This window comes from Vibrio sp. 10N.261.55.A10 (assembly GCF_041470825.1).
GTDB lineage: Bacteria > Pseudomonadota > Gammaproteobacteria > Enterobacterales > Vibrionaceae > Vibrio > Vibrio crassostreae_C.
In genome coordinates, this window is record NZ_JBFRNC010000016.1 from 33,813 (window position 1) to 60,538 (window position 26,726).

22 protein-coding genes are annotated in these 26,726 nt (G+C 44.0%); 11 read left to right on the forward strand and 11 right to left on the reverse strand.

All coding sequences use genetic code 11. From position 1 onward, the window contains the following. Nucleotides 1-90: 90 nt before the first annotated feature. The 3 genes from AB4274_RS04465 to AB4274_RS04475 all read right to left on the reverse strand — a co-directional run bounded on the left by AB4274_RS04465 (nt 91) and on the right by AB4274_RS04475 (nt 2,365). Nucleotides 91-1,362 (reverse strand): DEAD/DEAH box helicase, encoded by a 1,272-nt coding sequence (locus AB4274_RS04465; protein WP_372111160.1) that lies wholly within the window; start codon nt 1,360-1,362, stop codon nt 91-93. A gap of 57 nt (nt 1,363-1,419) precedes the next feature. Further along, nucleotides 1,420-2,031 (reverse strand): ACP phosphodiesterase, encoded by a 612-nt coding sequence (locus AB4274_RS04470; protein WP_048612524.1) that lies wholly within the window; start codon nt 2,029-2,031, stop codon nt 1,420-1,422. 205 nt (nt 2,032-2,236) lie between these two features. Continuing rightward, complete coding sequence (locus AB4274_RS04475) at nt 2,237-2,365, reverse strand: hypothetical protein (protein WP_017059831.1); 129 nt, start codon at nt 2,363-2,365, stop codon at nt 2,237-2,239. A gap of 444 nt (nt 2,366-2,809) precedes the next feature. On the opposite strand from AB4274_RS04475, the gene AB4274_RS04480 reads away from it, so the two are divergent. Further along, the gene (locus AB4274_RS04480) at nt 2,810-4,033 is read left to right on the forward strand and encodes an aromatic amino acid transport family protein (protein WP_017059832.1); all 1,224 of its coding nucleotides are present in this window, start codon (nt 2,810-2,812) and stop codon (nt 4,031-4,033) included. Nucleotides 4,034-4,181: 148 nt separating this feature from the next. Further along, nucleotides 4,182-5,606, forward strand: a complete 1,425-nt coding sequence (locus AB4274_RS04485; protein WP_017064641.1) for a methyl-accepting chemotaxis protein — start codon at nt 4,182-4,184, stop codon at nt 5,604-5,606. A gap of 408 nt (nt 5,607-6,014) precedes the next feature. Here the strand turns inward: AB4274_RS04485 and AB4274_RS04490 are convergent, their stop codons facing one another. The 3 genes from AB4274_RS04490 to AB4274_RS04500 form a co-directional block, all read right to left on the reverse strand. Then, nucleotides 6,015-6,740, reverse strand: a complete 726-nt coding sequence (locus AB4274_RS04490) for an HAD-IA family hydrolase (RefSeq protein ID WP_017059834.1) — start codon at nt 6,738-6,740, stop codon at nt 6,015-6,017. A gap of 304 nt (nt 6,741-7,044) precedes the next feature. Continuing rightward, nucleotides 7,045-8,853 (reverse strand): HD domain-containing phosphohydrolase, encoded by a 1,809-nt coding sequence (locus tag AB4274_RS04495; RefSeq protein WP_017067501.1) that lies wholly within the window; start codon nt 8,851-8,853, stop codon nt 7,045-7,047. A gap of 60 nt (nt 8,854-8,913) precedes the next feature. Beyond that, on the reverse strand, nt 8,914-9,408 hold the full coding sequence (locus tag AB4274_RS04500; protein ID WP_017064644.1) for a hypothetical protein: 495 nt from the start codon (nt 9,406-9,408) through the stop codon (nt 8,914-8,916). A gap of 248 nt (nt 9,409-9,656) precedes the next feature. Here AB4274_RS04500 and AB4274_RS04505 point away from each other — a divergent pair, with 248 nt between their 5' ends. The 4 genes from AB4274_RS04505 to AB4274_RS04520 all read left to right on the forward strand — a co-directional run bounded on the left by AB4274_RS04505 (nt 9,657) and on the right by AB4274_RS04520 (nt 15,755). After that, a complete protein-coding gene (locus AB4274_RS04505; RefSeq protein ID WP_017064645.1) occupies nt 9,657-10,136 on the forward strand; it encodes a CreA family protein in 480 nt (159 codons plus the stop codon). Between the two features lie 129 nt (nt 10,137-10,265). After that, nucleotides 10,266-11,570 carry an inosine/guanosine kinase gene (locus AB4274_RS04510; RefSeq protein ID WP_017064646.1) on the forward strand — a complete coding sequence of 435 codons (1,305 nt, stop codon included), beginning with the start codon at nt 10,266-10,268 and terminating at the stop codon, nt 11,568-11,570. A 294-nt stretch (nt 11,571-11,864) separates the two neighbouring features. Further along, nucleotides 11,865-13,613, forward strand: a complete 1,749-nt coding sequence (locus AB4274_RS04515) for a formate--tetrahydrofolate ligase (protein ID WP_372111162.1) — start codon at nt 11,865-11,867, stop codon at nt 13,611-13,613. 237 nt (nt 13,614-13,850) lie between these two features. Then, the gene (locus tag AB4274_RS04520; protein WP_372111164.1) at nt 13,851-15,755 is read left to right on the forward strand and encodes a diguanylate cyclase; all 1,905 of its coding nucleotides are present in this window, start codon (nt 13,851-13,853) and stop codon (nt 15,753-15,755) included. 63 nt (nt 15,756-15,818) lie between these two features. Here AB4274_RS04520 and AB4274_RS04525 read toward each other — a convergent pair whose 3' ends face one another. Beyond that, nucleotides 15,819-16,424 carry a beta-phosphoglucomutase family hydrolase gene (locus tag AB4274_RS04525; protein ID WP_017069882.1) on the reverse strand — a complete coding sequence of 202 codons (606 nt, stop codon included), beginning with the start codon at nt 16,422-16,424 and terminating at the stop codon, nt 15,819-15,821. A gap of 87 nt (nt 16,425-16,511) precedes the next feature. On the opposite strand from AB4274_RS04525, the gene arfB reads away from it, so the two are divergent. Beyond that, entirely contained in the window at nt 16,512-16,922 is a 411-nt protein-coding gene (arfB, locus tag AB4274_RS04530) for an alternative ribosome rescue aminoacyl-tRNA hydrolase ArfB (protein ID WP_017059842.1), read from the forward strand. Nucleotides 16,923-17,015: 93 nt separating this feature from the next. On the opposite strand, the gene AB4274_RS04535 is transcribed toward arfB, so the two are convergent. Beyond that, entirely contained in the window at nt 17,016-17,333 is a 318-nt protein-coding gene (locus tag AB4274_RS04535; protein WP_017059843.1) for a helix-turn-helix transcriptional regulator, read from the reverse strand. Between the two features lie 200 nt (nt 17,334-17,533). On the opposite strand from AB4274_RS04535, the gene AB4274_RS04540 reads away from it, so the two are divergent. Next, a complete protein-coding gene (locus tag AB4274_RS04540) occupies nt 17,534-17,860 on the forward strand; it encodes a hypothetical protein (protein WP_102427961.1) in 327 nt (108 codons plus the stop codon). A gap of 115 nt (nt 17,861-17,975) precedes the next feature. Here the strand turns inward: AB4274_RS04540 and AB4274_RS04545 are convergent, their stop codons facing one another. The 3 genes from AB4274_RS04545 to AB4274_RS04555 form a co-directional block, all read right to left on the reverse strand. Beyond that, nucleotides 17,976-19,046, reverse strand: a complete 1,071-nt coding sequence (locus AB4274_RS04545) for a trypsin-like serine protease (RefSeq protein ID WP_137001288.1) — start codon at nt 19,044-19,046, stop codon at nt 17,976-17,978. Between the two features lie 279 nt (nt 19,047-19,325). Next, entirely contained in the window at nt 19,326-20,459 is a 1,134-nt protein-coding gene (gene gcvT / locus AB4274_RS04550) for a glycine cleavage system aminomethyltransferase GcvT (RefSeq protein WP_136973503.1), read from the reverse strand. Between the two features lie 447 nt (nt 20,460-20,906). Then, nucleotides 20,907-21,530 carry a helix-turn-helix domain-containing protein gene (locus tag AB4274_RS04555; protein ID WP_017059847.1) on the reverse strand — a complete coding sequence of 208 codons (624 nt, stop codon included), beginning with the start codon at nt 21,528-21,530 and terminating at the stop codon, nt 20,907-20,909. Nucleotides 21,531-21,970: 440 nt separating this feature from the next. Here AB4274_RS04555 and AB4274_RS04560 point away from each other — a divergent pair, with 440 nt between their 5' ends. The 3 genes from AB4274_RS04560 to gcvP all read left to right on the forward strand — a co-directional run bounded on the left by AB4274_RS04560 (nt 21,971) and on the right by gcvP (nt 26,665). Continuing rightward, entirely contained in the window at nt 21,971-23,263 is a 1,293-nt protein-coding gene (locus AB4274_RS04560; RefSeq protein ID WP_017072175.1) for a serine hydroxymethyltransferase, read from the forward strand. Between the two features lie 51 nt (nt 23,264-23,314). Continuing rightward, nucleotides 23,315-23,695 (forward strand): glycine cleavage system protein GcvH, encoded by a 381-nt coding sequence (gene gcvH / locus AB4274_RS04565; protein ID WP_137033887.1) that lies wholly within the window; start codon nt 23,315-23,317, stop codon nt 23,693-23,695. 90 nt (nt 23,696-23,785) lie between these two features. Further along, on the forward strand, nt 23,786-26,665 hold the full coding sequence (gene gcvP / locus AB4274_RS04570) for an aminomethyl-transferring glycine dehydrogenase (protein WP_372111167.1): 2,880 nt from the start codon (nt 23,786-23,788) through the stop codon (nt 26,663-26,665). The last annotated feature ends 61 nt before the right edge of the window (nt 26,666-26,726 follow it).

Sequence of the window (26,726 nt, forward strand, 5' to 3'; positions counted from 1 at the left end):
ACTTAAAACAAAAATGCGCCGTTACAGAACCAACTGTAACGGCGCATTTTTATATCTATAGATCTTTAAACTGGAGCTTTGTCCAGCTTGTTAGCGACGTGCTTTACCGCGGTTTTGGTGAATCTTAAGCTTCGCTTTCATCTTACGTTTTTCTGATGAACGACTTTTACTGCGCCCACCGCGATCAGGGGCTACATCTTTTTCTAGGCTTGGTTCAAAGCCCTCTAACCACTCTTGAGGCAAGCGAGTATCAAGTAAGCGTTCAATGTCACCCAATAGGTACGCTTCATCCTGACTCATCAAAGAAATCGCTAAACCAGTATTACCTGCGCGGCCAGTACGTCCGATGCGGTGAACGTAATCTTCAGCTTTAAATGGCATGTCATAGTTCACAACTTGTTCTAGCTGCTGGATATCAATACCACGAGCTGCCACGTCGGTTGCGATCAACGCACGAACTCTGCCTGACTTGAAATCGTCTAGGGCTTTTTGACGCGCACCTTGGCTCTTATCGCCATTGATTGATGCCGCTTTAATGCCGTCTAACTTAAGCTCTTTAACGAGAGCATCAGTGCCCTGCTTAGTCTTTGTGAACACCAACACTTGTTGCCAGTTTTTTGAACCAATCAAATACGCTAATAGCTCACTTTTACGCGACTTATCTACCGGGTAAACCATCTGTGTTACGGTTTCAGCGGTGCTGTTTTTTGGCGTAACTTGGATTTCACTTGGCTTCTGCATCATACGGTGTGCAATCGCTTTGATTTTGTTATCAAACGTTGCAGAGAAGAACAGAGTTTGACGCACTTCGTTCATGCGAGAAAGAATACGCTTGATGTCAGGCATGAAGCCCATATCTAACATACGGTCAGCTTCATCCAGTACCAGTACTTCCGTTTGGCTCAACATGATGTTTCTAGTGAACATGTGATCAATAAGACGACCAGGCGTCGCGACAAGAATATCTGCGCCACCGCGTAAGTTATCAGTTTGCACCTTCATGCTAACGCCGCCGTAAGCCACCACGACTTTAATGTCGGTGCCCTTTGCGTAGCTAGTTAAGTTATCGAAAACCTGTTGTGCCAATTCACGAGTTGGCACTAATACAAGCGCACGAACGAGCTTAGGGTTCGGAATAACGTTGTCTTTTGTCTCGATTAATCTTTGAATAATCGGTAAACCAAACGCAGCCGTTTTACCTGTACCCGTTTGAGCACCAGCCAGTACATCTTTGCCTTCTAATACCAATGGAATTGCTTGTTCTTGAACACTGGTAGGAGCCGTAAAATTAAGCTCAGACAACGTGGCAAGAAGATGCTCAGATAATCCTAGTTGGTTAAAAGATTTTGTAGATTCAGACATAGTATGATGCTCAAAGATTAAATAGGCGCGGATTGTAGCAAACCTGCATTACGCTGTTTACCTTTCCTTTTGATTTTTCTTCATTTGAAGCGCATTAAACTGCTTCGCTTCTTCTAAAACGTTGGGATAAAGCTCATTAAAGTGACACTGCAACGTATCGTAGTGACGTTCGAGGTCATCGTAACATGCCTCGAGCATACCGAGCTTAGGCCTTCTCAACGCCATTCGCTGCAATACCACCTCTATAGACGACATGTCTTGATAGCTCTCTAACCATCGATGCTCAGCCATTTTCTGATGAACCATAACGAAATTTTCTGGCCAGTGTGGCTCTTGATGTTCAAAGATCTGCTCATGGCTATCTAAACAAAAACGTTCTAATGTCTGCTGTGAAAACTGAGCCCAATGATTGGCTAAGCAGTGATCCCAAAACACATCGAGTGCGATAGGCGCAAAGCGTCGTGTTTGGTCTGAGAAAAGTGATTTTGCAGAACGAGATACATCATGACGATCAGTATAGCTATCAACAAATCGATGAAGCCTAATACCGTCAGAAAGGGAATCAGAATAGTGTTTATTAGGGTCGCCTTTAACAAAATCACCTAACAGGTTACCTGCTAAGTTACTGTTACAGTGCTTGGCGATGTGAAGGTGTGCGAGAAAGTTCATTGAACCTCATTAAAGTATCGAGAACTAAGTAACATGGTAAACGTACTCGTTTATCTTCGCGAACTTTAATGAGGATAGTTTTGGTATGACGTGTGAGCGAATACGATTTGCTCAGTTTAGAATTGTTTGCTTTGAGAAGCTTTAGCTAAGAAAACTTTTAGCTTTAAAACGTTTCAGTTGAAACTGAATTAAAGATCTTAAAAGCTTAGTTCGAAGACTTGAAAAGCTCTTCTGCTAACTGTTTCACTGTCTGCTCATAGTCAGACAAATCAATGCCAATTTCCATAGCATCTAACAACTCTAGACTTTCGTCATTATAAGATTGGTCACTCATTGTGCCCCCTCTATTCCTTGATGTGGACATGATGTCCGATTAACTAGTGCACCATCTTGGACTTATATTATGTCACTTTGATGAACGCACTCTACTCTACCCATTTCATATTCATAGCTTAAAGCTACTCGCGATCATTAACGCTTTTTTGCGTTAAAGGGTATACGCGAACGACATATGTACTGCCACCTTACACCAAGTACAACAAATTACTCGTAAATTTTGAAACCGATCATGGTCAAACGTTTGCTTTGCTCATTTGAATGCTGACACGCCCCTTTGTGTAAATATTAATTTACAGTGGATGTTTTTAATTACAATAAGAATTGCATTTGGAATTAAACTCAATCAGAATACTTCAAAATCGAGATATTCTTTGGGTTTATGCGCTTAAGCTAGAAGAATTACAATGAAAACACACCCTAACGTAAAGAATTATATACAATGAATAAATCAAAGGTTTTTGGTAGTACTTTGATCATTGCAGGCACAACCATTGGTGCTGGCATGCTCGCTCTTCCACTTGCTTCTGCAGGTATTGGCTTTTCAACTTCACTTTTCTTGATGCTGGGTTTATGGGCGTTAATGGCTTTTACTGCGCTATTAATGGTAGAGCTTCACCAATTCGCAGAATCTGACGCTACCCTACACACGTTAGCTCATACCATTTTGGGGACAAAAGGAAAGTGGATTGCGAGCTTCGCGGTGATGTTTCTTTTCTACGCTCTGTGTGCGGCATACATAGCTGGCGGCGGTGCGCAATTTAACCAACGAATTTCGGATATCGCGGGTATCGAACTTAATGCTCAAATCACCACGCTTCTATTTACCCTATTAGTTGCCGGCGTTGTTACGATTGGTACACACAGTGTTGATAAAGTTAACCGCGTTTTGTTTGGCTTAAAGCTTATCGCGATGGTTTTGGTACTCAGCTTCCTAGCGCCAAACATTACCTCTCAATACTTAATGAGCATGCCTTTACAGCAAGGCCTTATTGTTGCGGCTATTCCGGTTGTGTTTACCTCTTTTGGTTTCCACGGCAGCATCCCATCAATTGTTCGATACCTAGATGGTGACGTTCGTTCTTTACGTAAGGTAATGATTATTGGCTCGGCACTGCCTCTGGTTATCTACGTTTTCTGGCAAAGTGTTACTTTGGGCGTGATTAGCCAAGAGCAGTTGTTGTCTGACACAAGCTTGGGCGCGCTATTAGTCTCGCTATCGCAAACGGTTCATCAATCCAACCTAAGCGTGATCGTCGGTGTGTTTGCAGACCTTGCACTGCTGACATCTTTTATTGGTGTGAGCTTGGGCTTATTTGAATTCATGGGCGACTCACTGAGCAAGAAACTAGGTAACGCAAAACGTGTTAAGACAGCTGCTATCACCTTCTTACCGCCACTGGGGTTTGCCTTATTTTACCCACAAGGCTTCATCATGGCTTTAGGCTACGCAGCCATTGCACTTTCAGTGCTCGCGATTCTGTTACCAACAGTGATGGTCTACAAGGTTCGTTACACTGATTTCTCTGTCAAACCACAATCTTCAGAAGCCAGTTACCAAGTGTTAGGCGGTAGCAAAGCGTTGTTTTTAGCAGGTAGCGTTGGCGTATTTATCATTGCGATTCAAGTTCTTATTTCAGTAGGGTTACTGCCTTCTTTAGGCTAATAAACCTATACAGAACTAATTTACTTGATTCAGATCTCATAAATGACATATCACTATCATTAATTTTCACAATTAGTCGATTTAAGTCACATTTTTATTGAGGTCGGTTATTTAGAGTCCACGGTAAAGGATTTACCGTGGAGTTTTTATGAAAGAAGTACAATTTCGAACGATAGACAAACTGTTTATTAAGATGTCGATCAACGACAAGTTTTGGGTCATTTTCTTAATCTTTTTTGCCGCTCTGGCAAGCCTAGCTGGACTGAACTACGTCAACAAAATGGAACACATTGACGTAACTGCAAAACAGCAGGTCGAGTATCAACTGCAAGGCATTTTATCAGCATCAGATTCCCCGGCATCTGTTCGCTCTGTTAGCCAGCAAACTCGCGCTCAACAAACCACTATTTCAAATAATGGTTCTGTGACTGCCACAGCACTCGCACAAGATGGCAACTACTACTCACTTACCGTTTCAACTAACGATATACAGAATCAAAAGCAGCAAGCACTGTACACTTTATTACTGAGCTTCTTGTGGTGTGTGCCTTTTGGTCTTTTCTGTTACTGGGTAGCGACTTTCCTAGGCGGCGCACTTTGGGTTCTTTATTCAACGACTCAAAAGATTGGTGATGGTGACTTAACATCACGCCTTGGCTTCCACCCTGGCCGTGATGAGTTCGGCACGATTGGTTGTGCGCTTGACCGTTCAATGGACACGCTTAGTGAGTTAGTCAACAACGTAAACCACAGTGCAGCAACGCTAAGCGAAACATCGGCTTCTTTCGAAACTGAGATGAAGCGCAGCGAAACACAAATCATGAGCCAAAATGCCTCTCTAGACTCTGTAGCGACAGCAATGGATCAGATGACAGCTTCGGCAAATGAAGTCTCTAACATCTCTGCACGCTCAACTGAACAAACAGAACAAGACGCGCAGCAAATCAACGATAGCCATGCGAAGGTTCAACAGGCAATCTCGGAAATCACCACCCTTTCTTCTTTGATTGAGCAAACCTCATCTTCTGTTACTAGCTTGAATGTGAATACGAGCCAAATTAACGAGGTCATCACGACGATCAATGCTATTTCAGAGCAAACTAACTTACTTGCTTTAAATGCCGCGATTGAAGCCGCTCGTGCGGGCGAGCAAGGCCGAGGTTTCGCTGTTGTTGCTGATGAAGTAAGAACACTGGCAAGCCGCACTCAGTCGGCTACTGTAGAAATCCAAGCGATGATTGAACGCTTACAGCAAGAGAGCCAAAATATCGCGAAGATCACCGAACAGACGGTTGACCAAGCGCAAACCAGTAGCCAGTTGATTTCAAACATTGGTCACGACGTAAACTCGATTGCAGATTCAGCTCAAGCACTAATGGACATGAGTATCCAAATCGCAACATCAGCCGATGAGCAAAGTAACGTTGCCAATACGATTGCAGCAGAGCTTAACGATATTCGAAGCCAATCCGATGTGATTAAAGACGTGGCTCAGAATTCTTCAAATGGCGTATCTAGGCTAACAGAAGCGTCGGTTTCTCTATCTCAGACATTGGCACGCTACCGAACTTAAGGATCAACTGGTGAACTAGCGGCGTGAATTGAAAACAAACTAATGAGGACTCGTAATGGGTCCTTTCTTTTTGGCTTTTGTTTAATAACATTACAAAAACCATGGTCAATAACGATGACATTATCAATTACCATGAAGCAAGTCGCAAAGGAGAGATTAAGAAGTGTCAGAACTGTCTAATATTCGAGCTTAGGAGTAATCTAATTGAACGGGTCTTTTTTCGCTTACCCCCTTGCTGCAGGTGACACATAATGAATAAAACAGAAACACCAAACACCGACGACATTACATGCCCTTTATGCCAACACGACGAGTATCTGCTTTCAGAAAGTGGAGAAAAGTTTACTTGTGCATCTTGCGGTTTCCACACCAAACAATTTAGTAAGGTAGTCAGCCTTCAACTAAGCTCTACCCCACCAAAGCTGCAGAATTCGATATACCACCATTTGAGCAGTGCTTGCCATTAATCCAAACTGAAATTTCTTCTAAACTGTAGATATCCTGAGCCGCGAGTTCTGCTGAGTCGGCTTCGGGATCTACGATTGCTTCATCAATACTCGGGCGTAATCGAAACGATTGGATACCCGCGCGAACACCAGCCTCAATCCCTTTCAACGTATCATCCACGTAGATGCACTCATTTGGCAGAAAGCCCATGTTCATGGCCGTGTACATGATTAGATCAGGCTCTGGCTTCCAGCTGTTAGCATCAAAAGCTGAGAACACTTTGCCTTTGAAGTCGTCTAGCATGCCTGTCATCGCCAATGAAGATTCAACCCTAGATTTCGGTGCATTGGAAGCAATACAAAACTCGATGTCTTGTTGTTTGAGGAATTCAATAAGTTCGATAGCGCCATCCATCGGTTTTAAATGACGCTGGAACAGTGCTTGTAATTCATTGCGATATAACGGCTCAAGTGTATCAATCGAGATAGATAACCCAAGACGTTCTTGTGTATCCATTAAGATGTCGGCTAGCTTCCCGCCTTGAAAGTGCGCATAGCAGTCGTTGACGTTTAGCTCCGCTCCAAAGCCAGTGAAAACGTTCACCAAAGCTTGGCAGCACAGCTTTTCACTATCGATAAGTGTTCCGTCACAATCGAAAATCACACATTTAGTCTGTTCTAACCGCATAGGTATCTCACTCAGATTGAATCCAAGTTTTATCCTATAGTGTTCTTTCAATGCGCGAGATGATTGAGGTAACAGTTTGCAGATACAGGCTTATTTCTCTTCGCGAAATATGGAGTTGATCACTTTATCGCTCAGCATAAGCAACAGTTTTCATCAAATGACCCCAGATTCTACGAAATCAAAGACTGCGAGGTTTACATAAGTGACTCAATTTCAGGGGAAATATAAATCACTACTTCCTAGCCGGATCGTGGTGAATAGATAAAGAAGCCAAGACGTATAGGCCACTCAGATAAAGCAACGGTTAGCTAACAACCGACTCTTCTAAGACCTTAGCTTCAAGCGAAGGTGAAGACGCATATTCTACAGTTCCAGTATCGGGGTACGAATCTCGGATAGCGACAAACTCGGATAAGTGTTTCAGTAGCAATTTAGTTAGCTGAGGATCAAACTGGTAGCCACACTCTCGCTCAAACAAATCGACCACCATATCTAACGGCCACGGTTCTTTGTAGCAACGTGCACTAAGCAGCGCATCAAACACATCGGCTACGGCAGTGATACGAGCAAACAGGTGTATTTCATCACCCACTTTTCCATTCGGGTATCCAGCACCATCCCAACGCTCGTGATGTTCGTTAGCAATGATTGCCGCGAGGTTGGTAATATCACCCGCTCCGCTCTTTAGTAAGTTATAGCCAGCCGTAGTATGAAGCTTCATCACCTCCCACTCTTGGTCGGTTAATTTCCCAGGTTTATCCAAGATTGATTCAGGGACTGAAATCTTACCCACATCGTGCATTGGGCTGATGATCTCAATCATCTCGACCTCGCGATGGCTCAAGCCACGATACTTAGCAAGCAGTGCAGACAACTTGGCTACACGCTTAACGTGATTACCAGTTTCGCCAGAGCGGGTTTCAATTGCCTCTCCGAGAACATGAATCATATCCTTTTGGATATTCAAGGTCTGTTTCTGAAGCTTTAAGATTCGTTTGTTCTTATTCGCCAACTCTTTCTTTTGGCGCAGAGTGACAAATTGCATCAAGATGATCAGGCTCAAACCCGCAATCACCATCGACAGCCCCAATAACAACTGGAAGTTTTTGCGAATAAAGGATGAAGGCTCGTTAATGAAAACCGCTTCGTCAGGTAACGCGTTTCCACTAATCCCGTATCTCTTCATTGCAGGGTAATTGAATACAAAACGTTTGTTGTCTCCGGGAGTTAACGGTGTAGTAAAACCAAGTGGAAGGTATTTATCCAACGCATCGACGGCCTGTTCACCCATGCTTTGTGAGTGATTAACGTAACCACCGAGTACATCACCCGAAATATAGAACTGCCATAAAGCAAACACCGGAGCAGCACTCGATTTTGACAACGTATCCGCAATCTCTTGGTAAGTGTGATAAACCCCTTGCTTTAACTCGGTGTTGTAATGACTGAGCAATACCGCATCGTCCGCAGAGATCCCTTCCAAAAATTGGCTCGTATGCTCCAGCGACAAGTCGCGAATTTCTACGAGATTGATATTTGAAAATTCAGCCATCATTTTGTTCATTTCTTTATGAATCAATTCAGACGTGACACTGTAATCATTTACAAAATAGAGATTCTTTAGATTAGGTCTTAATTTGGAGATCAGCTTAATATTAACGTCTATCTGATCGTTCTCGTAAAGCACAGTTGCTCTGTCAGACACCGCGTACATGTCGGTGCTGAAATCATTGATGCCGGCTGCAACGACAGGTGTGGAGCGATCAATCAAATTAGGCAGAGATTCAAGAAAATTGGCTGCGTTATCGTCCGTCGCAATTACGCCATCAAATTTATAACCTGCATACTTCGCACGTAAGTAGTTCGCGAGAGAGTCGTAATACTCTGGGCTGTGGACACGCTTTGAATCCAAATACTCTATTGAGAGTTTAACTTCGGTTTGAGACTGGCTGAACGCACTGTCTATCCCTTTTTGGAAGTCAGCAGTCCATTGATAAGAAGGTTCGTATGAGTGTAAAACTAGGATGCGTTTAATATCCCAGTCGTTAGCAAAACTGAGTGAAGAATAAGCGCTAACACATAATACAGCGATTGATATCAATAGCTTGTACATACAATACCCTTTAAATAAGACGGGGTATTGTACTTAGATTAACGCTTTGTCAAAGAATCTTTAGTTCTCGATCCATACTTTATCGCAAGAAGCATGATCTTGTGCCCAAAAATCGTGTAACTGCTTAGCAAAGTTGTTGATACTTTGACCATTTTCAGCAACGACATCCGAGATCAATAGGGAACCATCCGCTTCTGTGACGATAGCGCTCGCCACAACTTCACCGTTTTGAGTACCAATATATAATACATGATCGTCAGAAAGCATAATTTGGCTCAAGAACTCAAGCATGTGTGCCCTTTCGATTTCATCTTGGTAAACGCTTGCTTGGTTGAGTGAAAATAGCACGGTCAATTTATGGAAATCGACTTTATGCAGTTCATCAATTTGGGAAGGAGTTTGATCTTGTGCTAGGAGTTGGTATGTCTTGGATGGAAGTTTGCTTTGATAAAGTTCACGGCCGAGGAGGCTCTCTTTTGCGGGGTAAGCAATATCGAGCTGACTAAATAGCCATTGGTTTTTCTTGTGTGCAATTTCAGGTATTTCGTTATTCATTCTTTTAGTACCTACGGTTAGTATCCCCAAATATCGCAGTTATTTGGAAGACATACGGTCGGCTGAGGTGCCGAGCTACAAGCAGAGAGCATACAGAGCATGACCAAGGCCAACAAGTACTTTAAATGCTTCATATTTTTCATTATCCAACAACATCCTTTAAGAACTTAACGAAAAGCTCTACACTCGTATCCAAGCTTTCAATATCCTTATAGTAAACAGAACTATATAAATAAAAAGGACTTCTTATGAAAAAAGCCTTAATAGCAGCAGGTATCGTGACAATGTTAGCTGGCTGTTCGGACAACGAGGTTGGCGACGTCTCACTGGGTTTCTTCACAATGAAGGATATCAAGATGTCTTCATTAGATGACGATAAGATCGCGGGTGTTACCTGTCATATCGCATCAATCGAAGCAAACCTTAGCCTTTCTGATCCAAGTGATAGCTCTATATCTTGTCGTCAAACAGGTGAAATTACACCAGAAATGATTGCTCAAATAGACAAGAGTAAGTCTGGCGAAGTGGTATTCAAGCAATCGAAAAGTATCTTCTTTAAAACAATGAAGGTTCGTCGTATCTACGATGCAGAGAATCAGTCGCTGCTTTACTTGTCTTACACCACCAAAGAAACAGAAGGTAGCTTCAAACACAGCCTTTCAACTGTTCCACTATGGGGTACAGAGGCTTACGTTGATCCAGCGACGTTAGTACAGCCAACCGAGTAGTTTCAAACATATAGTTAGTTGAATCACCTGTACAGACATTGTACAGGTGATTCAAAATGTAATAAAAATGAAAGAAACAGAAACAAAATGTGATATCATGCGGCAAAATTTTTTCACTGTATTTTTCATATGAAGTTTCCTGGACAGCGTAAATCTAAGCACTACTTTCCAACTCACGCACGTGATCCGTTGGTCAACCAAATTCAACAAACGCCTAAGCTTCACCGCGCAACGATTGTGGGTGTTGGCCAAACGATTGTTGATATCGAAGCCCGTGTTGACAACGAGTTCCTAGAAAAATACGAGCTGAGTAAAGGTCACTCACTGGTATTGGAAGAAAGTAAAGCAGATGCGCTGTATGAAGAGTTAGTTGAGCGCGGTTTGATCACGCATCAATATCCTGGCGATACTATCGGCAACACACTGCACAACTATTCCGTACTTGCGGACAGCAAATCTGTCCTGCTTGGCGTAATGTCTAAGAAGATTGAAGTTGGCTCATTTGGTTATCGTTACCTTTGCCGCACTTCTTCTCGTATGAATCTAAACCACCTTCAAACTGTTGATGGTCCAATTGGTCGTTGTTACACGCTGATTTCTGAAGATGGCGAACGTACGTTTGCAATCAACGAAGGCCACATGAACCAACTTCTTCCAGAAAGCATTCCTGAAAAAGTCTTCGAGAAAGCTTCTGCATTGGTTGTGTCGTCATACCTAATGCGTGGCAAACCTGAAGATCCGATGCCAAAAGCGGTACAAAAAGCGATTGAATACGCGAAAGCGCACAATGTGCCTGTTGTACTAACACTTGGTACTAAGTATGTGATCGAAGGCAACGCTGAATGGTGGCAAGAATACCTGAAAGAAAACGTAACCATCGTCGCGATGAACGAAGATGAAGGTGAAGCGCTAACGGGTGAAAAAGATCCTCTATTGGCTGCTAACAAGGCACTTGAGTGGGTTGACCTAGTTCTATGTACTGCAGGTCCTATTGGTCTATACATGGCAGGTTACACTGACGAACCAGCGAAACGCGAAACCACACTGCCATTGTTACCGGGTAACATCCCTGAGTTCAATAAATACGAATTCAGCCGTGCGATGCGTAAGCAAGACTGTAAAGACCCAGTAAAAGTGTACTCTCACATTGGCCCTTACCTAGGCGGCCCACTTGAGATTAAGAATACCAATGGCGCTGGCGATGGTGCACTTTCAGCACTACTTCACGACATGGCAGCAAACAGCTACCACCACGTGAATGTACCAAACTCAGAGAAACACGAGCACGCTTGTCTGACGTACTCTTCACTGTCTCAAATTTGTAAGTACGCAAACCGTGTAAGCTACGAAGTGTTGACTCAGCACTCTCCTCGCCTTTCTCGTGCACTGCCTGAACGCGAAGATAGCTTAGAAGAAACATACTGGGATCGTTAATCGGCCATATTAGGTAGTTACCTCTTAGAGGTTAACGCCAAGTGAGATTACCCATTCCTTGAAGGGCTGCTATATGCAGCCCTTTTTGTATTCAACGCCAATATAATTGCAACTGAAGGTAATCAGAACGAATATTTTGCTCGTTTAAGATTTGATCTCGCGCAATGACTCTTTAGATCTGTTATCTTCCAGCACATAATTCGTGTGGTTTGCCTTTACTTGGCAAATTTATACAGTACTATCGCCACGCAAACGTTTACGTACCGCCTTTCGGTTCTGATATAAGGATCAAATATGCTGTCTGATATTGATATTTGTCGCTCTACTCCCCTTAAAAACATCAGTGAGGTTGCCAAGCAAGCTGGCCTGCACCACAACGAACATCAGCCATTAGGGCAATTCAAATCTAAAGTGTCTCTCACGTCACTTGAACGCCTCGCCAACCAACAAGATGGTAAATTAGTCGTAGTCACGGCGATCACACCGACACCTCTTGGTGAAGGCAAAACCGTCACTACTATCGGATTAGCACAAGGCCTCGCAGAGATTAACCAATCTGCAATGGCCTGCATTCGCCAGCCTTCAATGGGTCCGGTATTTGGTGTAAAAGGTGGCGCTGCGGGTGGTGGTTACTCTCAAGTTGCCCCTATGGAACAATTAAACCTGCACCTGACGGGCGATATTCATGCTGTTACGGCCGCTCACAACCTCGCCTCTGCCGCCATTGACGCACGTTTGTATCATGAACAACGGGAAGGCTTAGAGGCGTTTGAAGCGCGTTCTGGCTTAAAAGCCTTGGATATTGACCCAAGCAGAATCGTTTGGCGACGTGTACTTGACCACAATGATCGCGCACTACGCATGATCACGGTTGGCAAGAACGAAGCAGACAAAACAATTAACGGCTTTGAGCGAGAAGATGGATTTGATATCTCAGCTGCTTCAGAGCTAATGGCCATTCTTGCTCTAGCCAATAACCTTCAAGATTTGAGAAAGCGTATCGGACGAGTGGTACTTGCTTACAACAAACAAGGCTTGCCGCTAATCGCAGATGACTTCAACGTTGCAGGCGCAATGACCGTAACCATGAAGGATTCTATTGAACCAACATTGATGCAAACCCTTGAAGGCGTCCCTACCCTAATTCACGCCGGGCCTTTCGCGAACATCGCACATGGTAACTCTTCAATTATTGCCGATAAGATAGCGTTAAAACTGAGTGACTTTGTTGTGACCGAAGGTGGTTTTGGCTCAGACATGGGTTTTGAGAAAGCATGCAACATAAAAGCGAAAGCGTCGAACAAAAAGCCCGATTGCGCTGTGGTTGTTGCAACATTACGTGGATTAAAGGCCAACTCTGGTTTATACGATTTGAGACCGGGCACTCCATTACCAGATTCAATTTTTAATGATTACCAAGACGCGCTAATTGCAGGCTTTGACAACCTAAAATGGCACATCAACAACGTTAAGCAATACCAAGTGCCTACAGTTGTTGCGATTAACCGATTCCCACAAGACTCAGCGCAAGAGCTCGATGCTTTGAAGCAGATGATCACCGACTTCGATCCAAGCGTTAGCGTTGAAGTAAGCGAAGCATTTGGTCAAGGTGGCGAAGGGGCAACTCAACTGGCTCACGCTGTAGTAAAAGCTTGCCAAAAACAGAGTGAATTTAAGCCTTTGTATCACTCAGAGCAAAGCCTAGAAGAAAAGCTGATGGCAGTTGCTGAAGTTGGCTATGGCGCGGCAAGTATTTCGCTATCTCCACTGGCTAAAAAACAACTGGCCGAATTCAAACTGCATGGCTATAACGACCTATCGGTTTGTTTAGCAAAAACACCATTATCGATCTCGACAGAAGCACACATTAAAGGTGCACCAACCCAATTTGACGTGCCTGTTAGAGAACTAAAATTGTGTGCTGGTGCTGGCTTTATTTACGCGTTGTGCGGCAATCTGATGACCATGCCAGGCTTGCCTGACAAACCGGCATTCATGTCGTTAGATATTGATAGTAATGGAAATATCGTTGGCCTAAGCTAGCTGCCCTTAGTTAGATAATCGGCAATTAATCGCGATTAATTTAGCTTAGGTTTCGGAGCAGTGTTCTATATTGAGTAATCATTTACTAACGAAGTGATTGCTCAACAATCAAGCTTAAATGCAAAAAGTTGCACTTAAATCGTAGTTGTATGCGAATCTTGTCTTAACTTCTCGGTCAAGATCACATTAAAAACCTTATAAAATATATAGTATTGCGCTGATTCTTTGAGGACAGCGATGAATACAAGTATAAAAAAACTAGTCAGCCAATTTCTATGTACCATCTTTGCCCTAGGACTAGTCCCTGCCCTCTACATCAATTCTGAATTTGACAGGGTTGAAGCTCAGCACACGCTAAATATCCAACAGTCCAGCCAGAACCAGATCGAATACAGCTTTCATGAACTCGCTGTTATTGTTGAGCAAATCTCTAACTCTGTTCCTTCAATCGCCGACTCTCAAACACTACTCCGAGCGATTCGAGAACCTTCTATTGTCCATAAAGAAACCCTGCAAGATCTTTGGGTGATGTTAGCTCGTGGCCAAAAATACTATTCCCAGCTTCGTTATCTCGATCTAGCCGGCAACGAAGTGTTCCGCGTTAATTATAAAGACAATCAAGCAATCGTGGTTCCAGATAGTGAACTGCAGAACAAGTCTTCGCGTGATTACTATGAGGTACTACAGCAATTAAAGATTGGTGAGATTAGCTCTCGCGGTATTGATCTTGAAGTCGAAAACGGAGAGATCGTTCGCCCTTTGATTCCAGCGCTACGCATTATGACGCCAGTCGCTGAAAACAACCGCATTATTGGTTACTTCATCGCAAACCTGAACATGCTTGAGATTTATAAGCGCCTTCACTATCAAATTGGTGCATCTTCTGCTGTTCCTATTATTCTCAACAAAACCGGACACATAATCATGGGGCCGGATCCTACGGAATCTTTCGGACATGTAATTGAATCACGTTCAGAGCAGACTTACGCAAAGTTATACCCTGAGCTTTGGACTGCGATTCAAGACAAGACATCTTCGAGCTATTTCGATGGTGAGAACTGGTATTTTCATTCCGACATCAGCCCTAAAATCAAACAGTTTGAAAGCCCTATTTACATGGTTCTTCACATTGAAAATCAGCAGTTCAGCAGTCAATACCGACAAGAAAAACAAGCGATCGTCGTTCAGATCATCACCTTGTCTTTCTTGATTTCGATGATCTCCGCTGGCTTCGTATTGTGGAACAGCAACCACAAGAAGAACAGTATCGAGAGCCAACTTGCTAAGGCCGCAATGAATGGCATGTCTGCCTTGGTGATTACCGACAGAAACAACCGAATCATCAAAGTAAACCAAGAGTTCACCCGTGTGAGTGGCTACGAGTTAGAAGACGTAAAAGGCCGCCAACCGTCCATGTTTGCCTCTGGTCGCTACAACGAAGAGTTCTACATCAAGATGTGGAGCATCATCAAAGAGAAAGGCATGTGGGAAGGCGAAGTGGTTAATCGTCGTAAAGACGGGTCTTTGATCACGGAAATATTGCGAATCCAAACCATTAAAGACTCGAAAGACGTGATTCAGTTTTATGTCGCTTCATTTGTGGATATAAGTAAACACAAAGAGCTAGAAAACAAACTGAGAAACCTGAGTGAAAAAGATGCCTTAGCTGGGTGTTGGAACCGCCGTAAATTCGATCTTGAGCTGCGAGATGAGTGCTCTCGTGTTAATCGTTACCCTACTCGCGAACAGTCTTGTTTAGCGATTTTGGACATAGACCACTTCAAACGCATCAACGACAGATTTGGTCACGATTATGGAGATCGCGTCATTCAAACCGTTGCTCAAGTATTACAACGAGAGTGCCGAGAAACTGATTTTGTGGCTCGTATTGGTGGCGAAGAGTTTGGCGTTATTCTGCCTCATACCACAACAGAAGAAGCTGAGTATGTACTTAACAGATTGAGAATCGCAGTCAGTATTGAGCTCGATAACGTGGTGACGGTCAGTGGTGGAATTACCAACCTGACCAACGACCCTGCTCTTAACTACAAGTGCGCCGATTTAGCACTTTATGAAGCCAAAGCAGCAGGTCGAAACAGTGTGTGCCTGTTCCTAGACAGCGAAATGAGCGAAATCGCCTAACAGAAAATCAGTATTGTTCCGCTAGGCTATTAGTTTGGCGGTTTAACAACCCAATCCTTGCAATCAGCTTGGTGCAGGATAGAACTCTAGTTTGTTCCCCTCTACCACTAGAATACAATCCATGTTCGCAGCATGAGCAGCCTGCTTACCTAGGTTCGTATCTTCAAACACAACACACTGCTTTGGCTGCAAACCCATACCAAAACACGCATCTAAGAAAGTATCCGGATTTGGTTTGTGATTCTTAACGTCTGTTGCTGTCACGAGAATATCGAGCTTACTCAAGATCTCTGTCTTATCCAGTAACTGTTCGGCACTTTTACGTTGACTGCCCGTTCCGACTGCAATCTTCTTGTTACCCAGATGCTCTAACAACAGAGAGTGAGTACAAGGGATAACGTCTCCTTTGTCTTCGATAGCCGCAAACGACGCCATTTTAAACGTAGAAACCGCTTGTGGGTCGAGCGATAAACCGTATTTGCTGTTCACCTCACCGGCTATCTTATAACTCGGCATGCCACCTAAGCTATGCAGCCAAGACGCTTCAAAATGAAAGCCAAACTCTTCAGCCGTTCGCTCCCACGCCTTTACATGTGCAGGCATTGTATCGATCAACGTACCGTCCATATCAAAGATTAATCCTTCATATGCCGTTAAATCTATTTTCATCACTACTACCACTCTTAAATAAAGTTACTGATACCATAACCAATATTCAGTATCATGGCGCCATATTACCGTTCAAAATGGATGTTTATGTTACAAATATCTAACTCTGTTTCGATTCAAGACTGGGAACTCCAGTTAACAGCGATCAGAGCACAAGGAGCCGGCGGTCAGAACGTCAATAAAGTATCGAGCGCGATACATTTACGTTTTGATATCAAGCACTCTACCCTACCTGACTTCTATAAAGAAAAGCTCCTCGCACACAAAGATAGCCGCATCACCAAAGACGGTGTGATTATCATTAAAGCGCAACAGTATAGAACTCAGGAACAAAACCGAGATGATGCTTTAGTGCGCTTGAAAGAATTGATCTTGGAAGCGACAAAGGTTCAAAAAGTAAGACGAGCAACTAAGCCGACGCGTGGCTCTCAGAAAAGACGTTTAGAAAGCAAAAAACAAAGAAGCACCACCAAACAGCTGCGTGGAAGAGTGAGCTGATGGCTTCATGCCCTCAGAGAACACATTACCCTAGAAGTATCTGTCAATTTGACTAACGAATCGATCTATTACGCTGTTTATTTGAAAGAAAGACTACTGCTTCTTTTTGACCGACAAAATCAGCTTGATCAACAACAGGCGCTCTTCGCTGGTCAGCAGACGACTGACCGCAGCTACATCTTCCGCTGTTACTTGTGATGCGCCAACAATATCAAGCACCACATCCAAATCCGTCACTTTTAAGGTTCTAGTGATTGAACGATACTGAGACATCTTGATGTCCGCCTCTCCGCGTTCAATCCTTTGATAGGTTTTTAAGCTCATTCCTGCACTCGAGGCTAACTTTTCTTGAGACAAGTTGGCTTGTTTCCTACGCTCAATCAGCGCCAATATTATGGGTTCTTGTGACATAAGCTCATCCTCAAAAGACAGTTATGTCCTAAATTCAGCAAGAAGCAGACCATATTGACTTGTGATGGTTTACATAAGCCATCAAAGGCATATTATTCGCTTGATAAAACCGTTACGTTTCATAAACCTTCACACTGATATCAGTTGTGAACGTACAGGCTAGGTAACTTGAGTATTCAAGTGTTGGGAAATAATAAAAATTGCATATTGCGAATAAGAAAGACGTCAAATTGGAAATTGCGAATCGCTATACATTGGCATTTCCTTGCATTAGTCACGCATTAGAATCAGACAATCCCCGCCCAGAAATTATTGCAATACAACATAAGCTACTCACGTACAAAGAGGTGTTGCTGCACGGGAACATGTTGGAAGGTAAGGAATTAAAGCAAGCTTTTTCTGCATTGAATGAAAATGAAAAAGGTGTGGCTCAAGGCGGTATTCAAAGCATCAACGACGCAGTAAAAGAGATGGATGTGATTGTCGAAAGGTACAGTAGAAAAGCGTCTACTGAATTCTGTGCCTAATCTACTAATATCAACAATTAGCACCAACCACTGAACGGCTTAAACAAACAAAAAAAATGGCCAGTCATAGTTGAATGACTGGCCGTTTGTTTAGCTAACATGAAGACGTGGGTATCTAACGAGACATCGTTCTTCTAAACCTACCGAGTAACATCAACGCGCCTAGCACGCCAAACGACAAACTGCCTCCACTGCCGCCTGAACCAGATGAAGTCCGTGCATTCACATAAGCCGTTCGCTTAGCTTCTGTTGCTGAAATTTGAACGGTTTCAGAACTATCTATCACACCACCAGTTACATCTGTAATCCAATCTCTGTAGTCATAGATTTCAGTGAATACCGAAGTTACTCTTGAGCTGCCACCACACGTTTCAGGACCAAAGCTGGTAATCCCTACTTGTCTGTAAACCGAACCATCCTTCCAGTAGACAGGACCTCCAGAGTCACCTTGACAAGTGCCACCGTACAAGCCAGAAGTAGCCACATCTCCAACGAAACAAATTTGATTCTCTGTTAACTCATTGCCAGCAGCAAATACCGTTTTACAAGTCGCATTGTCTACATAATTGAGGTTTGCTTTTTGTAGCAAAGTGGTTCCGTCGAAACCAGTGCGTGTATCACCATGGCCCACAGCGGTAAACGCCTCAGAAGAACTGCGATAACCATCCGAACTAGGACGCTTTACAACATCATTGATTGAGTCGATATTCAGTGCGCTTTCTAACTTAAGTATTGCAACGTCATTGCGTAATAGGTCGCTCAACGCATTTGAATAATCGCTGCGATAGTAAACCTCAGATACACGAGCTTTTTGGATGTTACCGTTGGGAAACTGAGAAGTATCTTCAATTTGAGGGACGACAACAGTAAACAACTGCCCTTCTTCATTACCGTATATACAATGCGCTGCGGTTAGAATATGCGTTGGATCTAAAATTGTTGCACCACAGTAAGGGCCTGTTGAGTAAACACCGTCATAATCAATACGATCAATGAACAAGCTTGCCATCGAAGGAAATTCCGTGACTGAAGCGTCGCTACCATTCACAATATAGGGTGTTACACCCACATCAGGAGTACTTTCGTCCGTGTTTTCCGTTGCCATAACACTTGATGTGTAAATTAATGGCGCTAAAAGCCCTAAAACGGCTTTACGAACCGGACTCATTGTATGGTTTACGTTCATAGTTAACTCCTTGTACCCCCTACTACTTATTTACAAAAATGATGAATCGTCACCATAACACGTCACAATCGTGATTATAGTAAGTATTTGTAACGATATCGCCACATATCTCATTTTATAAACGAATTTTAAGTAACCGTTGTTAGTGGGTAACGTTAAAAGCAATACGTTACCAAAGACATACGCTACCAAAATCAAAAAAGCCTACCGTTAGGCTTCCCAATAAAGAGAAGCAAACAATAGGCTTTCATTTAGCTTAGTGGTTTCTCTTAAAAGAGATTAGCCACGATAGTAACGCTGAGGTACGAATGGCATTTTTTCTACTGTCATTGGTAGCTTCTTGCCACGAACTTCAGCGAATACTTTAGTGCCAATAACCGCTAGGTCAGTACGAACGTAAGCCATAGAAACAGGCTTGCCCGCGTTAGGACCCGCAGTACCACTTGTTACAACGCCAATCTTGTTGTCTTCAGCATCGAACAGCTCAGCGCCTTCACGTACTGGTGCTTTAGTCTGACCAACAAGACCAACACGCTTGCGTTGAACGTCTTTAGTCGCGATTTGCTCAAGGATGATATCAGCACCTGGGAAACCGCCAGCGCGCTCACCGTCAGTACGACGAACCTTTTGAATACCCCACAGAAGGCTTGCTTCTACTGGAGTCGTTGTTGTATCTAAGTCATGACCGTATAGGCATAGGCCACACTCAAGACGAAGTGAGTCACGAGCACCAAGGCCAATCCACTCTACTTCTGCTTCTGATGTTAGTTTACGAGCAAGTGCTTCAGCGTGATCGTTCGGTACTGAGATTTCATAGCCATCTTCACCTGTGTAACCACTGCGGCTTACGATGCACTCTACGCCGTCGATATCGACTTTTTGAACATCCATGAACAACATGTCTGCAACGCTTGGTTGGAAACGAGCAAGAACTTCAGACGCTTTCGGACCTTGAAGTGCTAATAGAGCGCGGTCATCAATCACTTCCATTTTTACGTCTGCAGGAAGGTGAGCCGTTAGGTGGTCGATATCTTGTGTTTTACACGCCGCGTTCACAACAACAAATAGGTGATCGCCAAGGTTAGCAACCATAAGATCATCCATGATGCCGCCCTGTTCATTAGTAAAGAAGGCGTAGCGCTGCTTACCAGAAGGCAGGTCGATAATATCTACTGGAACCAGAGATTCTAAAACAGCGGCTGCATTTTCACCGTGTAGACGCAGTTGCCCCATGTGAGAAACATCAAAAAGACCAGCAGCGTCACGAGTGTGTAAGTGCTCTTTCTTTACACCTAGTGGATACTGAACTGGCATGTCGTAGCCAGCAAAAGGAACCATTTTTGCGCCGACTTCAACGTGAAGTGCATGCAGAGGTGTTTTTAGTAGGTCTTGATTAGCGTGTTCTTGAGTCATTTTATTCTCCATGAAGCGTTGCAGGCTTTCCAAATCGAATCTGCCGCTTATATCTCTATTTAGAGTCGCCTCTAACGATATGGGTTAACGTTAGAAACAGTAGATAGTAAAAAGTGATGTCTTCTATATAGGCTTTTATTACTAGCGATATAAATAGAGGCTTCTGTATAAAAGCTATACGACTCACTTTCTAAGAATTCACTTCAGTAAACTTCAATCAACATGAGTAAACCGTGTTCACTATAGTAAACAAGCCTGAGTCAGTTTTACACCCTTAACAAGATTAAAACAGCTCAAAATGTGATATTTAACAATTTAAAAACAACTTTCAGTCGCATACAAAAACGCGATATTGATGCTTTTCACACCAACATCGCGTCTTTTGGCAAACGTTAGAAACAAAAGCAAACGTTTGCATTCACTATAAGAAATTCTAACTTTGTTAACTTATTTTGCAGTCACCCACAAAATCAGTGCATCTTCTGTACTAGTAGAAATCAACATATGCCCCATGTTGGCGTCGTAATACATGCTGTCACCTTCGCTCATGGGTACCGGCTCATAGAATTCTGAGTAGAACATCACATCACCAGAGATCACCATCAAGAACTCCTCACCATCGTGGCGAACCCAATCGTTATACTCTTCAAAGGTGCGTGCTCTCACTCGGCTCTTGAACGGCATCATCTTCTTATTCGAAAGTTCTGTCGCGAGCAGTTCATGCTCGTAAGTCGGAGTTGGGTGAGGTTTACCCTGACCTGCTTTAGTTAAGTCACGACGTCCTGTGGCAACCTTTTTTCTTGGTGGCTCAAAGAGTTGCGGCATATCAATTTGCAAACCCATAGCCAATTTCTGCATCGCTTGGAACGTCGGTGAGATTTGTTCGTTCTCGATTTTACTCAGCGTAGAGCGCGCCAAACCAGTACGTTGGCTCGCCTCTTCTAACGTAATGCCCAGCTTGCTGCGGATATCTTTAATACGCTGGCCGAGCCTAAGTGGTTCGATATTCTGATCTAACGTCTCTTTCGCCAACGTTAAAGATGGGTACTCATCATAAATGTCTTCTGACATAGGTCCCTCATTCATTTCTTACTTCCTGTCTATTGATTTCATTGTTGCATGAAGCGCTTTGTTGATTAAAGAGCACACAGGGAAATAAAGCGTGCTCCCTGTAGCAAAACGAGAAAATCTGTTTCCTATTGGAAATTTTTGTTGAAAATTGATTTTATCGGAGCTATGTTATCGACTTGTTAGATGAAGAGATGCTACTTCAGCTTGCAGCAAGTGATAGATTTAACATTTGTAAGAGCTGTTTTTTACCCGAAATTTTTGGGAACCAATTCGTGCTGCATTGACCCTACAACGATCGCTTTGACGCCATGGTCGTATAAATAAGAAGCAACGCACTATTTATACACCTATATAACGCAAACGATACCGATGCAGAAATCAACGTAAGACCTAATGGACTATAAAAACAATCACCATTAGCTTAATGAAAGGTCTCGACAATGAACGCTTATCAAAACCATAGCTTAGACAGTTTTTTCTCTACGAACCTATCTGCGACTGACGACGCAGTATTTGCTGGAATCCAAGCAGAGAACACTCGTCAAAACGAACAAATCGAACTTATTGCTTCTGAGAACATCGTTTCTAAAGCAGTAATGCAAGCTCAAGGCACTTGCCTTACCAACAAATACGCAGAAGGCTACCCAGGTCGTCGTTACTACGGTGGTTGTGAGCACGTAGATACAGTAGAAGCTATCGCGATTGAACGTGCTAAACAGCTATTCAAGTGTGAATACGCGAACGTACAACCTCACTCAGGTGCTCAAGCGAACGGCGCAGTTAAACTTGCCCTACTTCAACCTGGTGACACTATCCTAGGTATGTCTCTTGACGCTGGTGGTCACCTTACGCACGGTGCACGCCCTGCGCTTTCAGGCAAATGGTTCAACGCAGTTCAATACGGTGTAGACCGCGACACTCTTGAAATCGATTACGAAGCGGTACGCGCTCTCGCTATCGAATGCCAACCTAAAATGATTATTGCAGGTGGTAGTGCTATCCCACGCGTTATCGACTTCGCTAAATTCCGCGAAATCGCTGACGAAGTTGGCGCTATCCTAATGGTAGATATGGCACACATCGCGGGTCTTATCGCGACAGGTGCACACCCTAGCCCACTGCCACACGCACACGTTGTAACGACAACGACACACAAAACACTTCGTGGCCCACGCGGCGGTATGATTCTGACCAACCACGAAGACATCAACAAAAAGATCAACTCTGCAGTGTTCCCTGGCCTTCAAGGTGGCCCATTAATGCACGTTATCGCGGCTAAAGCAGTGGCGTTTGGCGAGGCACTTGGCCCAGAATTTAATACTTATATTGATTCAGTGATCGACAACGCAAAAGTTCTTGCTGAAGTGTTGCAAACTCGCGGTTGTGACATTGTGACTGGCGGAACAGACACGCACCTAATGCTGGTTGACCTTCGTCCTAAGGGCTTGAAAGGTAACGTAACTGAAGAAGCATTAGAGCGTGCAGGGATCACATGTAACAAAAATGGCATACCATTCGACTCAGAGAAGCCTATGATTACCTCTGGCATTCGTTTAGGTACGCCAGCTGGAACCAGTCGTGGTTTTGGCACTGAAGAATTCAAACTTATCGGTGAATGGATCGGTGATGTTCTTGATGGCTTAGTTGAAAGCCCTGAAGGCAACGCTGAAGTTGAGCAACGTGTTCGCAAGCAAGTTAAAGAGCTTTGCAAACGCTTCCCTCTTTACCGTTAATCCGTTTTTAAGATTTAAATTAAAACCTCATAAATTTTTGGAGAATAAGCAATGGACAATACACTTAAGTTTGCAGACAGCCACGAGTGGGTAAAAGACAACGGTGACGGTACTGTAACTATCGGTATTTCTGAGCACGCTCAAGAGATGCTAGGTGACGTTGTGTTTGTTGACCTGCCTGAAACTGAAGACGAAATTGAAGCTGGCGAAAGCTTCTCTCTAGTTGAGTCAGTTAAAGCTGCTTCTGATATCTACGCGCCAATCTCTGGTGAAATCGTAGAAATCAACGAAGAACTAGAAGATAGCCCAGAGCTAATCAACGAAGAACCTTATGAAGGTGGTTGGATTGTTAAAGTGAAGATGTCTGATGCGTCTGAACTAAACAACCTTAAAGATGCGGAAGAATACCTAAGCTCTATCGAAGAAGACTAATAGGTAACCTCATTACGATAAAGCTGCTCTTGTGAGCAGCTTAATTTTAGGGGCTAGCTCACGGCTCCAGAGAGAAAGTAGAACGATATCATGACTGAATTACTTCAAAGCCAATTACTGAAAGACTTGGGTACACAAAACGAGTTTGTTGCTCGTCATAACGGCCCAAATAAAGCAGACCAGCAAAAAATGCTTGAAGCGATCAACGCGACTAGCCTAGACGCACTGATCGACGAAACGGTTCCTGCACAAATCCGTCTTGAAAAACCAATGACACTTGCTGCGCCACTGAGCGAAATGGACATGCTGACCTCTCTAAAAGAGATCGCTAACCTAAACCAAGTGAAACGTACTTTCATTGGCCAAGGCTACTACAACACATTCACTCCAAACGTTATTCTACGTAACGTTTTAGAGAACCCAGGCTGGTACACAGCTTACACACCATACCAACCAGAGATTTCTCAAGGTCGTCTTGAAGCTCTACTAAATTACCAACAAATGGTCATGGACCTTACAGGTATGGAAATCGCGAACGCGTCTCTTCTTGACGAAGCGACAGCGGCTGGCGAAGCAATGACACTGTGTAAGCGTGCTGGTAAAAGCAAGAGCAAAGTATTCTTCGTTGCTGACGATGTTCACCCTCAAACACTAGAAGTTGTTAAAACTCGTGCTGAGTACATCGGTTTTGAAGTAATGGTTGGCGCTCTTGAAACACTTCCAGAGCAAGACGTATTTGGTGCGTTAGTTCAATACCCTGGCACAACAGGCGAAGTTCGTGATCTAACAGACATCATTGCGAAAGCTCAAGCTAACAAAACACTAGTTACAGTTGCTACTGACCTACTTGCTTCTGCTTTACTTAAGCCTGCGGGCGAGATGGGCGCAGACGTAGTTATCGGCAGCGCACAACGTTTCGGTGTTCCTATGGGTTACGGCGGTCCACACGCTGCATTCATGGGTACTCGTGAAAAGCATAAGCGTACAATGCCAGGTCGTGTAATCGGTGTTTCTATCGATACTCACGGTAACCAAGCGCTACGTATGGCAATGCAAACTCGTGAGCAACACATCCGCCGCGAGAAAGCGACATCGAACATCTGTACAGCTCAAGCACTTCTAGCAAACATGGCGTCTTTCTACGCGGTTTACCACGGTGCAGAAGGCCTACGTACTATCGCTCGTCGTACACACCACATGACAGCTATCCTAGCGGCTGGCCTGACTAAAGCGGGTTACGAGCTAACAAACAACAGCTTCTTCGATACCATCACAATCAACTCTGAAGAGAAGACAGATGCACTGTACGCGAAAGCACAAGCAGCAGACATCAACTTGCGCCTTCTTAAAGGTAAGATCGGTATCAGCTTAGATGAAACAACCACAGTCGACGACGTGAATGCCCTATTCGCTATCTTCGACGTAAAAGAAGACGTTCAAGCGCTATCTTCTGACATTGCATCAAATGAGTTTGCGGCAATTCCAGAAAACTGTCGTCGTGAATCAGAGTTCCTAACTCACCCAGTGTTCAACACGCACCACAGCGAAACGCAAATGATGCGTTACCTAAAACAGCTTGAGAACAAAGACTTCTCACTAACGCACGGCATGATCCCACTGGGCAGCTGTACGATGAAGCTGAACGCTGCTGCTGAGATGATTCCAGTAACATGGCCTGAGTTTGGTTCAATTCACCCATTCGCACCTCTAGAGCAAGCGGCGGGTTACACAGCACTAGCAAAAGATCTTAAAGAGAAGCTATGTGAAATCACCGGTTACGACGATTTCTCACTACAGCCTAACTCTGGAGCATCTGGCGAATACGCAGGTCTAATCGCGATTCAACGCTACCACGCAAGCCGCGGTGAAGGTCACCGTAACGTTTGTCTGATTCCAAGCTCGGCGCACGGTACTAACCCTGCAACAGCATCAATGGTTTCTATGAAGGTAGTGGTTGTTAAGTGTGATGAAGATGGCAACATCGACATGACAGACCTAGCAGCGAAAATCGAGAAGCACAAAGAAAACCTATCAAGCATCATGATCACTTACCCTTCTACGCACGGCGTATACGAAGAGCAAGTGAAAGAAGTGTGTGAACAAGTACACGCAGCGGGCGGTCAGGTTTATCTAGACGGCGCGAACATGAACGCTCAAGTAGGTCTAACTTCACCTGGCTTCATCGGTTCAGACGTATCTCACTTGAACCTACACAAAACATTCTGTATCCCACACGGTGGTGGCGGTCCGGGTATGGGTCCTATCGGTGTTAAATCACACCTAGCACCTTTCTTACCAGGTCACATCGAAAACGGTGTACAGGGATCAGACTACGCGGTATCGGCTGCAGATCTAGGTAGTGCTTCAATCTTACCTATCTCTTGGGCTTACATTGCAATGATGGGCGAACCTGGCCTAACAGACGCGACTAAAGTGGCGATTCTGAACGCGAACTACGTGATGGAAAAACTACGTCCTCACTACCCTGTTCTTTACCGTGGCACTAACGGCCGCGTAGCGCACGAATGTATTATCGATATTCGTCCACTGAAAGAAGACACAGGCATCAGCGAAGAAGATATTGCTAAGCGTCTAATGGACTTCGGTTTCCACGCACCTACTATGTCTTTCCCAGTAGCAGGCACGCTAATGGTTGAGCCAACTGAATCTGAAGATTTAGAAGAGCTAGACCGTTTCTGTGAAGCGATGATCGCAATCCGTCACGAAATGGCAGCAGTGAAAGCGGGTGAATGGCCACTAGACAACAACCCTCTAGTGAACGCACCGCACACGCAAGTTGACCTTTCAGGCGCAGAATGGGATCGCCCATACTCTCGCGAACTGGCTTGCTTCCCATCGAAAGCAACAAAGAACTCGAAGTACTGGCCTACTGTTAACCGTGTAGACAACGTATACGGCGACCGTAACCTAATCTGTTCTTGCCCAAGCATCGATAACTACGAAGGCTAATTCGTAGCGTTGTCACATCACAATAAAGTTTGTGACTAGATTAATTAAGTCTGTGACCGCA

Bases quoted from the DNA above. Each gene is read 5' to 3' on its own strand.
- AB4274_RS04495 (WP_017067501.1), bottom strand. From the start codon at position 8,853: ATGTACAAGCTATTGATATCAATCGCTGTATTATGTGTTAGCGCTTAT.
- AB4274_RS04485 (WP_017064641.1), top strand. From the start codon at position 4,182: ATGAAAGAAGTACAATTTCGAACGATAGACAAACTGTTTATTAAGATG.
- gcvP (WP_372111167.1), top strand. From the start codon at position 23,786: ATGACTGAATTACTTCAAAGCCAATTACTGAAAGACTTGGGTACACAA.
- AB4274_RS04510 (WP_017064646.1), top strand. From the start codon at position 10,266: ATGAAGTTTCCTGGACAGCGTAAATCTAAGCACTACTTTCCAACTCAC.
- arfB (WP_017059842.1), top strand. From the start codon at position 16,512: ATGTTACAAATATCTAACTCTGTTTCGATTCAAGACTGGGAACTCCAG.
- AB4274_RS04535 (WP_017059843.1), bottom strand. From the start codon at position 17,333: ATGTCACAAGAACCCATAATATTGGCGCTGATTGAGCGTAGGAAACAA.
- AB4274_RS04490 (WP_017059834.1), bottom strand. From the start codon at position 6,740: ATGCGGTTAGAACAGACTAAATGTGTGATTTTCGATTGTGACGGAACA.
- AB4274_RS04470 (WP_048612524.1), bottom strand. From the start codon at position 2,031: ATGAACTTTCTCGCACACCTTCACATCGCCAAGCACTGTAACAGTAAC.
- AB4274_RS04500 (WP_017064644.1), bottom strand. From the start codon at position 9,408: ATGAATAACGAAATACCTGAAATTGCACACAAGAAAAACCAATGGCTA.
- AB4274_RS04525 (WP_017069882.1), bottom strand. From the start codon at position 16,424: ATGAAAATAGATTTAACGGCATATGAAGGATTAATCTTTGATATGGAC.
- AB4274_RS04560 (WP_017072175.1), top strand. From the start codon at position 21,971: ATGAACGCTTATCAAAACCATAGCTTAGACAGTTTTTTCTCTACGAAC.
- gcvH (WP_137033887.1), top strand. From the start codon at position 23,315: ATGGACAATACACTTAAGTTTGCAGACAGCCACGAGTGGGTAAAAGAC.
- AB4274_RS04520 (WP_372111164.1), top strand. From the start codon at position 13,851: ATGAATACAAGTATAAAAAAACTAGTCAGCCAATTTCTATGTACCATC.
- AB4274_RS04475 (WP_017059831.1), bottom strand. From the start codon at position 2,365: ATGAGTGACCAATCTTATAATGACGAAAGTCTAGAGTTGTTAGATGCT.
- AB4274_RS04465 (WP_372111160.1), bottom strand. From the start codon at position 1,362: ATGTCTGAATCTACAAAATCTTTTAACCAACTAGGATTATCTGAGCAT.
- AB4274_RS04480 (WP_017059832.1), top strand. From the start codon at position 2,810: ATGAATAAATCAAAGGTTTTTGGTAGTACTTTGATCATTGCAGGCACA.
- AB4274_RS04505 (WP_017064645.1), top strand. From the start codon at position 9,657: ATGAAAAAAGCCTTAATAGCAGCAGGTATCGTGACAATGTTAGCTGGC.
- AB4274_RS04545 (WP_137001288.1), bottom strand. From the start codon at position 19,046: ATGAACGTAAACCATACAATGAGTCCGGTTCGTAAAGCCGTTTTAGGG.
- AB4274_RS04555 (WP_017059847.1), bottom strand. From the start codon at position 21,530: ATGTCAGAAGACATTTATGATGAGTACCCATCTTTAACGTTGGCGAAA.
- AB4274_RS04515 (WP_372111162.1), top strand. From the start codon at position 11,865: ATGCTGTCTGATATTGATATTTGTCGCTCTACTCCCCTTAAAAACATC.
- gcvT (WP_136973503.1), bottom strand. From the start codon at position 20,459: ATGACTCAAGAACACGCTAATCAAGACCTACTAAAAACACCTCTGCAT.